Source organism: Methanoregula sp. (genome assembly GCF_041645475.1).
Classification (GTDB): domain Archaea; phylum Halobacteriota; class Methanomicrobia; order Methanomicrobiales; family Methanospirillaceae; genus Methanoregula.
Genome location: NZ_JBAZQA010000003.1, coordinates 224,010 through 236,739, shown reverse-complemented (window position 1 = coordinate 236,739; position 12,730 = coordinate 224,010). Strand labels below are relative to the sequence as shown.

The following is a 12,730-nucleotide window of genomic DNA, read 5'->3' as shown; positions in this document are numbered from 1 at the left end:
TCTATGTATTTTCCGGTAAACAACATGCCCAGGGATGGCACTGCTGGACCAGCCAGACTCTCTGGCAATCGTCGTCACGGGCCTTGATGATACGATGGGCAAACGGTGAATCGATCAGGTGCGATTCCTCTTTGAGTGCAGCATGAAATCCCGGTTCTGTCCGGGGGAAACTGGCAACCGCAATCCACTGTATGGGATGCGACGCTTTGCCGGAACTGGTTTTGTAACAGATGCAGGCCATAACAGCATCACTACCACTCACATGTCCTTGGAGCTCATTAAATTTTTGCCGGTTCATACGATACGCCGGCTTTGGACTGACACTTACGACCTTGTCTTTTTTTTGGGTCCCGGCCGATTGGAAAACAATCTCAAAGATTTAACCCCCAAAGCCCCAATACAAAAATACACAAGGGCTGCCTCCATGGAAGATACCTATCTTGTTGAGATCCGCCTTGCCGCGACAAAATGGCGGATTCGTGAGACCATATTTGCGATCGCCGGGAAATTCCATCTCGAAGCATTTATGGAGCGTCACCCCCATATCACCCTTTTCGGCCCGCTGGTCCTTGGTCCCGGCACAACTCCGGCAGATCTCCTTGAAACGATTGGAACCGCTGCCTGCAGGTACGGACCGGTCCCGTTCATGATCAATGGCTGGCAGATGCGGCAGGGCATGCACGGGAGCGTGATCGCATTCTCAGTCACGCCTTCCGGATCACTTGCGGAGCTGGCCCGTTCACTTGCCGCATCTCTTCTACCCGTTACGACAAGCCTCAATGCATGGGACAGCAAGCCCGAAGCCAAATGGTTTCATATAACGGTCGCAAACCGTCTCAGCACGGAACAGGCATCAGCATGCTTTTCCCGGATAAACAGGGCAGATCCGGGAACCGTACACTGTGAAACCGCCAAACCCGGTTTCATCAGCCGCATTGTACACCTCTTGAGAAAAATAGTGCCGCTGGATTTGGCAGATCACTTCCCCCCGCTCCTGCTGGACGGCACAGGCCTTCGGATCACGGTTATGCAGAACGAGGAGATTCTTGCCGAGTATGATCTTCTTGAAAAACACTGGGTCTACAGCGATCACGGTCACGACAGCCGTATATGGCAGGATACGCTCAGGAATTTCCGGCGTTTTGCCGGTTTTGAACTGGAGACCCCGCGGGAAGCTGATCCGGAGGATATCTTTGTCATTGCTGACATGCATCTCGGCCATGCCAACATCATCCGGTACTGCTCCCGCCCGTTTCTTTTTACGGATTGCGCCGAAATGGATACGGTTCTCATCCGCAACTGGAACCTGACAACCGGTGACAATGCACCGATTTACCATCTCGGGGATCTGCGGTACGGCCAAGGAGCACCCCCGGTTTCCGGATACGTAAACCGCCTGGGTGGGAGAGCTACTTTCATCAAAGGAAATCATGACGATGAGATGCCCGGGTGGGTTAAGAGTGCGGAAATTGTGTATAACGGGATACGCTTCTTCCTGGTACACGATCCGGCTGATGCCCCCCACGACTTCGATGGATGGGTTATCCACGGTCACCACCACAACAATGAACTGCGTGACTTCCCGTTCATGAATTTTACAAACCGCCGGATCAATGTCAGCGCAGAAGTTGTCGGGTACGTGCCGGTCAGTCTTGAGGAACTCTCCCGACTCATCCGGAAAAATCCCGGCCGGAAGATGTGTCCTCCGCTGATACTCCGGTATCCTTATGTCCTGCCGGAGGGAACGGTGCGGAATCTCCGAAAGAATGCCCTGTCCGGGTCATAACCTATTTACGCCACGGTGATTCATTTCAGGGTACAGGGTGATGGCATTTTTGTTTTTTGAGCAAATTGTATCCCGGGGTCTTGCTCACAACTCCTACCTTATCGGGTCGGGCACAACTGCGGCAGTGATCGACCCGCGGAGGGACTGCAGGATTTACCTTGAGCTGGCATCCCGGCATGAATGTTCAATAACGCACATCTTTGAGACGCACCGCAACGAAGACTATGTTATCGGGTCGCTTGAGTTACAGCGGCAGTGCGGGGCAGAGATTTATCACGGGAGCCGTATGGATTTTTCGTACGGGAACCAGGTGAAGGAGAGCGACCGGTTCACCCTTGGAAGTCTTGAGATCACCGTCATTGAGACTCCGGGGCACACCGAGGAAAGCATCTCGCTCGTTGTCCGGGATCCCGATGTGTCGGACCCGCCCTATATGGTCTTTTGCGGGGACACGCTTTTTGCCGGGGATATTGCCCGGACTGACTTTTTCGGCAGGAATCGAAACGGCGAGATGGCAGAGAAGATCTTTTCGGGCATAACGGAAAAACTCATCCCGCTCGGGGACGGTGTCATTGTCTGCCCGGCCCACGGTGCCGGTTCGGTCTGTGGCGGGGATATTGCAGATCACCCGTTTACTACCATCGGGTACGAAAGAAAAACAAACCCGGTCCTCTCCCTTGGAAAGGAAAGATTCATTGAAATAAGAAGATCTGAATCCCCCTATGTTCCCCCGTATTTCCGGACCATGGAAACATACAACCTGCATGGCCCCCCGGTCAGGGACAAAGAACCATACCTCCGCCCGCTTACCGTTGCAGAAGTAAATGCGGCATGTAAGACCGGTTGCCAGCTGATCGATATCCGTGCACCCACCAGTTTTAGTGCCGGGCACATTCCCGGAAGCCTTTCGATCTGGCGGAACGGGATCTCCGCATTCCTGGGCTGGTATGCCGGCTATGAAACACCGATCATATTTATCGACGATTTCAACCAGAACACAGAAGAGGTGTATCTCCAGTGCTTCCGTATGGGATTTGACAACACCTCCGGCTTCCTTGCCGGGGGTTTTCCTGCGTGGGCACGCGCCGGGCAGGAGATCGCCACGCTCCCGGCCTGCTCGGTCCGCGAGCTGTCAGAGCGCCTGGGAACGAAACCTGTATTCCTTCTTGATGTGCGCGATATCAGGAACCGGCGCGCTGTCGGACATATCCCGGGATCCGTGCATGTCTATGTCGGGGAACTGCCACAGCATCTCGACAGGGTCCCAACCGGTGAACCGGTCATTGTCTACTGCGATGCAGGGTATAAGGGCAGCCTTGCGGCAAGTTACCTTGCCGCACACAACTACCGGAATGTGACCAATGTGCTTGGCGGGATGACCGCATGGAAACTGGCGGGTTTCCGGATTGAGCGGTAATATATTTCCCTGATTTTCGAGCAGAGTTTAACAAGGTTTATCTGGTTCTATTGGTCATGCAGATTGTTGTGATTGTATGGAGATCATCAAGATCCCGCGGATGGAAAAACAGGAATACGACAAGCTGATCGAGAAAGGCTACGTCTGCAGGATCGCGTTCCAGGGTGAGAAGTACCCGTACATCGCCCCGTTCCTCTACGTCTTCGACGGCTCGTTCCTCTACTTCCTCTCAACGAAGTACGGGAAGAAACTCGAATATTTCCGGAAAAGCCCGTATGTATCGGTCGAGATCGAGAAATATACAAAAGATCTCTCTTCCTACACATTCGTGACCATGCAGGGCTATCTTGAGGAGGTTCACGATTCCATTGAGAAGAAGATCATCCGGGAAAAGTTCGTTGACCTGATTGTTGAGCGGAACCTCTCTTGCAATATCCTTGCAGCGCTCGGCCATTCCCCCATGGATGCCCCGGTTGCGATAGCAGAAGAGGAGCGATCCCTTGTCTGGAAACTGGTGGGCGTAAAAGACCTGGTTGCCTTGAAAAATCTCTGACCTTTTTTCTTTTAATCAAAGACTGTAAATAAAAACTATCCGGAAAACCGGAGGGTTTTGCTCATGAGTTTCCACGAAGCAGTTCCAGCAGTTTTTCAGTATCGGTAACCGGCAACGAGCAACGACGCCCGGAACAGACATAGGCAGCAGGTTTTTCGCCGATTGCCACGAGCCCCCTCGTAACGGGCATGAGTTCTTCCCGCGTGCGAACCAATGCAGGATCGTCATTCCGGCACCAGAGGATGGTCACGGAAGGGAAGTAGTGGCCCCACAGGTCCCGGATCATAGGCGGAAGCGTCTGTTCCGGGCCGGAACCGGCAACGGCAACGAGGGTCGATGGGTTCACGAGCAGATCGAGGGACGAGAGAAAACCCGTGTACGCTGACGGAGCCACACTGACCGCACCGGAAAAGGCCCGTGCCAGTTCCGATGCAGTCTTCTCATAGTGCGGATCCCCGGTCAGCAGGGAAAGGATGACCAGGTTTCCAAGCGCCATGGAATTGGACGAGGGTACAACCCCGTCATAGAGTTCCTTTTTCCGGACAAGCAGATGCTCCGCATTGTCGGCAGTTGAAAAGAACCCGCCGCTGGTTTCATCCCAAAAATGGTTTTGGAAATACCGGTGCAGCCCAAGCGCTTCCGAAAGCCGGGACGGGTTGAACGTTGAGAGGTACAGTTCCAGGAGCGCTCGGATCACAAACGCATAGTCATCGGCAAACCCGGGAATGGCCGCCTCACCATCCCGGTACCGGTGGAACAGTCCCCCGTCTGCCATACGCATCCGGGTGAGGAGGAGGTCCATGGCCCTGTCTGCGGCGGCCAGGTACCGGGCATCCCCGGATGCCCGCGAAGCAATGGCAAGCGCCGCGATACAGAGACCGTTTCCGTCTGCGAGAACTTTCCCGTCCCGGGACGGCCGCTCCCGTTTGAGGCGGGCCTCGAAGAGACGGGATCTGACCGATTCGAAACGCCGGGCAAATTCTTGTTCCGGAATGCCCTTGGCACATGCCTGTTTTTCCGGTTTTCCGGGACAATAGAGAACCCCGGCCCCGGAATCCTGTCCCGGGGGGATCCGGTCTTCATATGGCGAAATGGCGAACACCTGCATTGCGAACAGGGCATCTGGTTTTCCCAGCACGGCTTCAATCTCATCATTCTTCCAGAGATAGAATACACCCTCCCCCCCGGGGCTGTCAGCATCTTCCGCCGTAATGAAGGCTCCCTCGGGACAGGTCAGATCCCGCAGGATATAAGTGATGATCTCTTCTGCTGTCCTGCGCCAGGATTTGTTGCCGGTGAGGAGCGCTGCTTCCGTATAGGTCATACAGAGAAGCGCCTGATCGTAGAGCATCTTCTCGAAATGGGGTATACGCCAATTCTGGTCGACCGAGTACCGGTGGAACCCGCCCCCGACATGATCGTATATGCCGCTGCCCCGCATGGCGTCAAGCGTCTGTTCTGCCATGCGGAGCGCGTTTCTGTCTTTTGTCCGGGCGTAATAACGGAGAAGGAAGAGGAGAGTTGGCGGGGACGGGAACTTCGGAGCCCTGCCAAAACCGCCATTGACGGGATCGAACACTGCGGTAAGGGCATTATATCCGGCAGTGATGAATGAAGCGTCGGCATCCCCGAAAGAGTGAAAGTCCTGCTGCAACACAACGGCATCAGAGATCTCATTGGCCGAGGCAAGAAGCGCTTCGCGCTGCTCCTTCCAGAGCCGGGTGATCCGGGCAAGGACCGCCGGAAGCCCATTCATCCCGAACCGGGTTTCCGGCGGGAAATAGGTGCCGGCAAAGAACGGCTTCTTCTCAGGAGTCATGATGATCGTGAGCGGCCAGCCGCCCTGGCCGGTCATCATCTGGCAGACCCCCATATATACGCTGTCGATATCCGGCCTCTCCTCCCGGTCCACCTTGATACAGACAAAATCCCGGTTAAGGATCGCCGCAATACCGGGATCCTCGAAGGATTCGTGAGCCATGACATGACACCAGTGGCAGGTGGCATAACCGATCGAGAGAAAGACCGGCTTATCCTCCCGCCCGGCCCGGGAAAATGCCTCTTCACCCCACGGGTACCAGTTGACCGAATTATACGCGTGCTGGAGAAGGTACGGGCTCTTCTCCCGGACGAGCCGGTTGGGCGGAGCAGCAGGAATGGTCCTGTGATCAGGATATTGGGCAGGGGGCATATGTCTCCTTTGGCCGCAGGGGATAATGAGTCTTCCAGATGAGACAGCGTTATCCCGTATACGGATTACCGGACACGGTGGGAGCGATACCGGCACTTAATGCAGGAAGAACGTAAAATATATTTTGACGTAATCCTCCGATTCCCATGCAGGCCGAAGCATTTCTCGTTGTTATTGCAACTGGCATCCTCGTGATGCTCCTCTCGACAGCACTCGACCGGGTATGGGCATCTGTTATCCCGGTGAGGGGAATCTATTACCTCATCCGGGCCCCGGGCGTTATTCTCCACGAGTGCTCCCACATACTCGGTTGCATCCTTACCGGCGCAAAAATCCAGAAGGTTGTCTTCTTCTCAGAAGAGGGCGGGTCAGTTACGTATGCCCGTCCGCTTCTCCCGTGGCTTGGCGATGTTGTCATCTCCACTGCTCCGCTCTTCTGCATCCCGCTCGTCCTCTCGGGAATAACCTGGTGTTTTGCGTCGTATCTGGGCTGCCTCTTTCCCGCGTTTCCCGCAACGATGCTCTCCACGTCAGCAATCCAGCAGATGGGTACGATAATTCTTGATCTCTTTCTCAAAAATCTCATTTACCACCAGAACTGGTGGTTCCTCATCTACCTGTACCTGACAATAAGTCTCGTCCTCTCGGTTGGACCGAGCCCGCAGGATCTCAGGAATGCAGCTGTCGGCATCTTCCTTCTTGCGCTTGCCGGTGCCCTGGTCTTCTGGAGCGGCATTCCCTGGGCAGTTGGTGCGCTCTCGGAAATCACCGCTGTCATCGGTATGGGTTTTTCTCTCGGCCTTGCCTTTGGACTCATTGCAGCCGCCTGCTCACTGCCCCTGATTGCCGTCTACATCCATAACCATCTCCGCTGAATCCGGCTGCATCGATCAGATCGGTATTAATTGCTCCGGGAGGCTACATTTCTGCACCCATGGTACATGAACAGCCGGAAGGTTCAGCAAATGATTCCGATAGCGGTCCGCGCCTCTCGCCCGTCATGCAGCAGTACCGCGACCTCAAGAAGAAGTACCACGATACGGTAGTATTCTTCCGGATCGGTGACTTTTACGAGACTTTTTATGAGGATGCCGAACTGGTCTCCCGCGAACTCGAGATCGTCCTGACATCGCGATCCAAGAGTGGGGACAACCGGGTCCCACTCGCAGGTGTTCCGTACCACGCAGCGGATGGTTACATTGCAAAACTGGTTAGCCGGGGCTACAAGGTTGCCGTCTGCGACCAGGTGGAAGATCCAAAAACCGCAAAAGGGATCGTGAAGCGGGAGATAGTCCGGGTGATCACCCCGGGCACGGTCATCGATTCCTCGATGCTCTCCTCTCCGGCTGCAACCTATCTCATGGCCCTCTGCCCGGATGCAAAAGACAAGTCCTGGGGCATGGCACTTCTGGATATCTCGACCGGGGAATTTTTTGCAGCCCGGATCGGACACGATGTCGGCCTCCAGAACATTCTCTCCGAGATTGCCCGCTACCGCCCGGCCGAATGCATAGTGCCCCTCGGGTCCGGACCGGAACTCCGGGCATGCCTCCAGGAGCGGGGAGTTGTCGTCACACCGTTCCGGGACAGCGCGTTTGTTGAAGAGCAGGCCCGCAGGTGCCTGACCGGGCATTTTCATGTGGCATCGCTTGCCGGCTATGGTTGCGACGAATACCCGGCTGCAATCGGGGCTGCCGGATCTGCCCTCTCCTATGCCCAGGAGACGCAGTTCTCGCCCCTTTCCCATATCAGCAGCCTCTCGATGCGCTCCTCCACCCAGGGCATGATGCTCGATGCCATCACGCTGCGCAACCTCGAAATAAAAGAGAGCATCCGGGGCGGGAGCCGGGGTGCAACGCTCGTCTCATCGCTCGACCTGACAAAAACACCGATGGGGAGCCGGCTCATGAGCCGGAACATCTCCCGTCCACTCACGGACATTCCCGAAATAAACCGGCGCCTGGATGCCGTGGAGTACCTGGCAGCTCGCACAACCATGCGCCTATGTCTCCTATCGCACCTTGCCCGCTGTGCGGATATCGAGCGGATTGCCGCCCGGATTGCGTACGGCAATGCCGGCCCCCGCGACCTGCTCGCCCTTGCCGAAACCTTATCGACCCTCCCCGGCCTCCGGTCCTCGCTGGATGACCGCGATGCCGCGATGCCGGCCCTTCTCGGAAATGCCCTTGGCGCAATTTGCGAGATGCCGGAAACTATCGATCTCATCCGGAAGGCCATTGTGGACGATCCCCCGGCCATTGCCCGGAACGGGAGTGTTATCCGGCCCGGCTATTCAGACAAGCTCGACGAGATCCGCGGGGTGCTCCACACGGGCAGGGACTGGATTGTCGAACTCCAGAACACGGAGCGGGAGAAGACCGGGATAAAGTCGCTCAAGATCGGGTACAACCGGATCTTCGGCTATTATATCGACGTTACCCGCCCCAACCTTGCCCTTGTTCCCGCACACTACGAGCGCAAGCAGACAACCGCAACCGGCGAGCGGTATACCCTTCCTGAATTGCGGGAGAAAGAAGCCCTCATAACAAATGCGGATGAGCGCGTGCTTGCTCTCGAACGTGAACTCTATACCGGGCTCATTGCAAAACTCCAGGACGAGATCCCTCATCTCCAGGCTATTGCCGGTGGTATTGCGGTACTGGATGTATCCTCGGCACTTGCGGAAGTTGCCCGGACGCGGGATTATGTCCGCCCGCAGTTCAGCGATTCCGACACGCTCGTTATCCGTGACGGGCGCCATCCCGTGGTGGAACAGGGTGTCCCGGGTGGATTTGTCCCCAACGATGCCGACTTGTCCGGAAGCGATACGCAGATCATGATCATCACCGGGGCCAACATGGCTGGTAAGTCCACGTACATGCGCTCGGTTGCGCTCATCTGCATCATGGCGCAGGCCGGCAGTTTTGTCCCGGCCCGGCACGCGAATATCGGGATACTTGACCGGATCTTCACCCGCGTAGGGGCGTTCGATGACCTTGCGAGCGGCCAGAGCACCTTCTTTGTCGAGATGCTCGAACTCGCGAACATCCTCAACAATATCACGCCCCGGAGCCTTGTGATTCTCGACGAGATCGGGCGTGGCACGAGCACGGCGGACGGCAGCTCGATTGCAAAAGCCGTTCTTGAATTCCTGCACGGGAAATCAACCGCCGGTCCAAAGACCCTCTTTGCCACGCACTTTCACGAGCTCATAGCCATGGAAGAGAGCCTCAAACGGGTAAAAAATTACCACTTTGCCGTCCGGGAGACAAAGGATGACGTGGTCTTCCTGCGCAAGCTCATTCCCGGTGCTACCGACAAGAGCTACGGTATCCACGTGGCACGCCTTGCAGGCATACCGAAGAAAGTGACCGAAAGGGCCGAAGTACTTCTCGATGAGGACAAGAACCGCCCGACCCCTTCCGGTGCCCGCCCCCAGCGCTACACGCAGATCCTGCTTGTCGACGATCACGACCCCGAAGGGACACCCGCTGCCCGCCACCCGGCTCTTGACGAGCTTGAGCGTCTGAACCCGGACGAAATGACGCCCCTCCAGGCCCTCACAGCCCTTGCTGAACTGAAAAAATCGTTCTCCCCCCGTAAAGGATGACCATGAAGAACGAGAACCCCGGCCCCGTCATACGACTGCTCGACCCGTCGACCGTCAACAAGATAGCGGCCGGGGAGGTCGTGGACCGGCCGGCCTCGGTGGTCAAGGAGCTCATCGAAAACGCCATCGATGCCAAAGCCAGGACGATCCGCATCGATATCACATCCTCCGGAGGGGAGATTGCGGGAATCCGTATAACCGATGACGGGTGCGGGATGGTTCCGTCCGATGCCCTGCTCGCGTTTACGCAGTATGCAACGAGCAAGATCGCATCCATCGAGGATCTCAACCAGATAAGGACGCTCGGATTCCGGGGCGAAGCGCTTGCCAGCATAGCCGCGGTATCCCGGGTAACCCTCATCACAAAACCCCGCGGCAGCGACACCGAGGCCGGTACAAAGATTGTCGTCTATGGCGGAAAACTGCAGGAGCAGCACGAAACCGGAGCACCCACCGGCACGACAATCCTTGTCGAGGAACTCTTCTTCAATACGCCCGCCCGGAAAAAATTCTTAAAAAGCCTCAACACCGAGCTTGCCCATCTCCACACGATCCTGGAGGGCATCTGCCTTGCCTGGCCGGCAGTCTCATTCCGGCTCTTCCACAACGGGCGCGAACAGCTCATGACCGACAGATCCGCTCACGCGATCGATACCATCGCCCGCATTTACGGGAGCGATCTTGCACAGGAACTCATACCGGTCAGCCACACGCTCCCGTTCATGACCATCAGCGGGTACATTGCCCCGCCATCCCTCTCCCGCAAGGATACCTCGCGCCTTATCGTTGCCATCAATCAGCGGTTTGTCTCCTCCCCGCTCATCAGCAATGCAATAAAAGAGGGATACGGTACCCTGCTTCCCAGGGATCGGATACCGGTTGCATTCCTCACCCTCGCAATCGATACGGCCCTTGTCGATGTAAACGTTCACCCGACCAAGAAGGAAGTGCGCCTTTCACGGGAGAACGAGATTCGTAATGCAGTCCGTGAAGCGGTCAGTACGGCCCTGCTCAGCCACAACCTGATCCCGGCCGCAGGAACTCAGGAACCGGCCTTTGAGCCATTAATACCATCAACGGACGAACCGGTATCTTCCGCGTATCCGCAGGATTCTGCAGTTCCAGCTGCCGTTTTCGAATCAACGCATCCCGGCACAATCTCCTCGGATCAGCGCCTCCGGCAGACCGAACTGCCGGTTGGGGCGCGGACTCCTGCAACCGCATCAAAAATTCCGTTCATGAACGTTATCGGTGAATTTGGGGGGATCTATCTCCTTGCCCGGACCAGCACGGACGAGCTTTTCATCATCGACCAGCACGCTGCCCATGAGCGGATCCTCTACGAGCAGGTACAGCGCCGTTCTGTCCGCGAACACCAGTCCCAGGAACTCATATCACCGGTTGTCCTCAACCGCACACCCCGCGATGCCGCAGTTATCCGGGACCTCATCCCTGCCCTTGCGCAGGAAGGATTTATCCTGGAGGATTTCGGGAAAGACACATTCCTTGTCCGGGCAATCCCGGTCGTGCTTGGCCGGGCTGAGGATACCGGCGTTCTTGACGAGGTTATCAGCGATCTCGTCCGGCCGGATCCCTCCCGGACCGTTACAGGACGGGAGCGTCTCACCCGTATTATTGCCTGCCGGGGCGCAATCAAGGCCGGGACGGTGCTGACCATGGAGCAGTCCCAGCGGATCCTCGACCAGCTGCGCCTGACTGAAAACCCCTACACCTGTCCCCACGGCCGTCCCACCATCATACGGTTCACCCGCACCGATCTCGACGCCATGTTCAAACGGATTTGAGATTCCGGATGCATCTCTGGATTCCGCGAGTGGATGGAAACACGTTGGATATCCCCAACGGGAGCACTCTTTTTTGTCATGTCATCATCTGAACCATTATTATTCCCGTTGATCCACCACAAAAGGAATAACCCCATGATAATTTTTGAAGAATTCAGGTCCATCCATGAAAAAAACCGATCAGATGATACTGGATACTAATCCCCTCTCTCCGGTATGGGATACAACCGATGACGGGGTTGCAAGGTTCCGGCAGATGGTTCTCGATCATTACCGGGATTATGGCCGGAAAATGCCGTGGCGGGAGAACACGGATCCCTACTCCATTCTCGTCTCCGAGATCATGCTCCAGCAGACCCAGGTGGAGCGGGTGACCATCAGATTCCCGGCCTTCATTGCGGCCTTTACGGACTTTGCCACCCTCGCAGGTGCTCCCCTCTCGGAGATCCTTTCCGCCTGGCAGGGGATGGGCTACAACCGCCGGGCCATAGCCCTCCAGAAATGTGCTGCACGGGTCATGGATGAATATGGCGGCAGTCTCCCGGATGATCCGACCGTACTTGCAACATTTCCGGGCATCGGCCCGGCAACCGCATCATCCATCTGTGCCTTTGCGTTCAACCGGCCGGTCCTCTTCATCGAGACCAACATCCGCCGGGTCTTCATTCATTATTTCTTTTCGGATATTGCAACGGTCAGCGACCGGGAGATCCTCCCGCTGGTGGAAAGGGCGTTGTACCAGGAAAATCCCCGGGTCTGGTACTGGGCTCTCATGGACCTTGGAACGGATCTCAGGAAGACCGTCCAGAACCCCAACCGGCGCAGCCTGCATTACACAAAACAATCCGCATTCGAGGGATCCGACCGGAAGATCCGGGGCGAGATCCTCCGGCTCCTCCTGCCCGGGAGCGGGCTGACTATGGAACAGGTTCTCGCATTCTTCAAAGAGGACCCGGCACGGATCCGGAAGATTCTTGCCGGCCTCGTGTGGGACGGGTTCATTCTTTTTGAGAGTGACCGGATCCGACTTGTTTCCTGATTTGTTTTATCAGAATACGAAGGACGGCAAAAAAGGTACGATTTTTGGGAAAATGGCTCTGTTGAAACGCCCATGAACGGGCGTTCACACCCGGATCATGAAAATTGTTGGTATGTGGGGGCCATCCTGCATCCCCCTCCGACACATGGCGGTGATAGGATTTTTCTCCTGGTCACGGATCCTCCGCGGGGGCGCCCCGTCTCGGGCGTCGTCGCTCCTGGTAATCAGGAACAGGGTGCCACCAACCGTCTCATCATAGTTCGGTTTCAATTTTCCGGCCCGCAGTTCCGGTTCGTTTCCCCTGCAGCCGGATCGGACCATTCGGCCCT

Annotated in this window: 9 protein-coding genes; 7 read left to right on the top strand and 2 right to left on the bottom strand. The window is 56.4% G+C overall.

Annotation, left to right across the window (positions count from 1 at the left end; all coding sequences use genetic code 11):
• Window position 1: 1 nt before the first annotated feature.
• Window positions 2-241, bottom strand: coding sequence for a hypothetical protein (locus WC598_RS04500; RefSeq protein ID WP_372960274.1), 240 nt, complete (start codon window positions 239-241; stop codon window positions 2-4).
• Between the two features lie 183 nt (window positions 242-424).
• Between WC598_RS04500 and WC598_RS04495 the strand changes: the two genes are divergently transcribed.
• The 3 genes from WC598_RS04495 (at window position 425) to WC598_RS04485 (ending at window position 3,756) form a co-directional block, all read left to right on the top strand.
• The gene (locus tag WC598_RS04495; RefSeq protein WP_372960273.1) at window positions 425-1,786 is read left to right on the top strand and encodes a 2'-5' RNA ligase family protein; all 1,362 of its coding nucleotides are present in this window, start codon (window positions 425-427) and stop codon (window positions 1,784-1,786) included.
• A gap of 40 nt (window positions 1,787-1,826) precedes the next feature.
• Window positions 1,827-3,203: a rhodanese-like domain-containing protein gene (locus WC598_RS04490; protein ID WP_372960272.1), complete on the top strand. Its 1,377-nt coding sequence runs from the start codon at window positions 1,827-1,829 to the stop codon at window positions 3,201-3,203.
• 76 nt (window positions 3,204-3,279) lie between these two features.
• The gene (locus WC598_RS04485; RefSeq protein ID WP_372960271.1) at window positions 3,280-3,756 is read left to right on the top strand and encodes a pyridoxamine 5'-phosphate oxidase family protein; all 477 of its coding nucleotides are present in this window, start codon (window positions 3,280-3,282) and stop codon (window positions 3,754-3,756) included.
• Between the two features lie 61 nt (window positions 3,757-3,817).
• Here WC598_RS04485 and WC598_RS04480 read toward each other — a convergent pair whose 3' ends face one another.
• Window positions 3,818-5,947 carry a thioredoxin domain-containing protein gene (locus WC598_RS04480; protein ID WP_372960270.1) on the bottom strand — a complete coding sequence of 710 codons (2,130 nt, stop codon included), beginning with the start codon at window positions 5,945-5,947 and terminating at the stop codon, window positions 3,818-3,820.
• A 146-nt stretch (window positions 5,948-6,093) separates the two neighbouring features.
• On the opposite strand from WC598_RS04480, the gene WC598_RS04475 reads away from it, so the two are divergent.
• The 4 genes from WC598_RS04475 (at window position 6,094) to WC598_RS04460 (ending at window position 12,401) form a co-directional block, all read left to right on the top strand.
• Window positions 6,094-6,822 carry a hypothetical protein gene (locus WC598_RS04475; RefSeq protein WP_372960269.1) on the top strand — a complete coding sequence of 243 codons (729 nt, stop codon included), beginning with the start codon at window positions 6,094-6,096 and terminating at the stop codon, window positions 6,820-6,822.
• A gap of 59 nt (window positions 6,823-6,881) precedes the next feature.
• Entirely contained in the window at window positions 6,882-9,557 is a 2,676-nt protein-coding gene (mutS, locus tag WC598_RS04470) for a DNA mismatch repair protein MutS (RefSeq protein ID WP_372960268.1), read from the top strand.
• A gap of 2 nt (window positions 9,558-9,559) precedes the next feature.
• Window positions 9,560-11,362 (top strand): DNA mismatch repair endonuclease MutL, encoded by a 1,803-nt coding sequence (mutL, locus tag WC598_RS04465; RefSeq protein WP_372960267.1) that lies wholly within the window; start codon window positions 9,560-9,562, stop codon window positions 11,360-11,362.
• A 166-nt stretch (window positions 11,363-11,528) separates the two neighbouring features.
• Window positions 11,529-12,401 (top strand): A/G-specific adenine glycosylase, encoded by an 873-nt coding sequence (locus WC598_RS04460; protein WP_372960266.1) that lies wholly within the window; start codon window positions 11,529-11,531, stop codon window positions 12,399-12,401.
• Window positions 12,402-12,730: the final 329 nt, after the last annotated feature.

What these genes read in the sequence shown, in the direction of transcription:
- WC598_RS04480 (WP_372960270.1), bottom strand. Translation starts at nt 5,947, where the DNA reads ATGCCCCCTGCCCAATATCCTGATCACAGGACCATTCCTGCTGCTCCG.
- WC598_RS04495 (WP_372960273.1), top strand. Translation starts at nt 425, where the DNA reads ATGGAAGATACCTATCTTGTTGAGATCCGCCTTGCCGCGACAAAATGG.
- mutL (WP_372960267.1), top strand. Translation starts at nt 9,560, where the DNA reads ATGAAGAACGAGAACCCCGGCCCCGTCATACGACTGCTCGACCCGTCG.
- mutS (WP_372960268.1), top strand. Translation starts at nt 6,882, where the DNA reads ATGGTACATGAACAGCCGGAAGGTTCAGCAAATGATTCCGATAGCGGT.
- WC598_RS04460 (WP_372960266.1), top strand. Translation starts at nt 11,529, where the DNA reads ATGAAAAAAACCGATCAGATGATACTGGATACTAATCCCCTCTCTCCG.
- WC598_RS04500 (WP_372960274.1), bottom strand. Translation starts at nt 241, where the DNA reads ATGGCCTGCATCTGTTACAAAACCAGTTCCGGCAAAGCGTCGCATCCC.
- WC598_RS04485 (WP_372960271.1), top strand. Translation starts at nt 3,280, where the DNA reads ATGGAGATCATCAAGATCCCGCGGATGGAAAAACAGGAATACGACAAG.
- WC598_RS04490 (WP_372960272.1), top strand. Translation starts at nt 1,827, where the DNA reads ATGGCATTTTTGTTTTTTGAGCAAATTGTATCCCGGGGTCTTGCTCAC.
- WC598_RS04475 (WP_372960269.1), top strand. Translation starts at nt 6,094, where the DNA reads ATGCAGGCCGAAGCATTTCTCGTTGTTATTGCAACTGGCATCCTCGTG.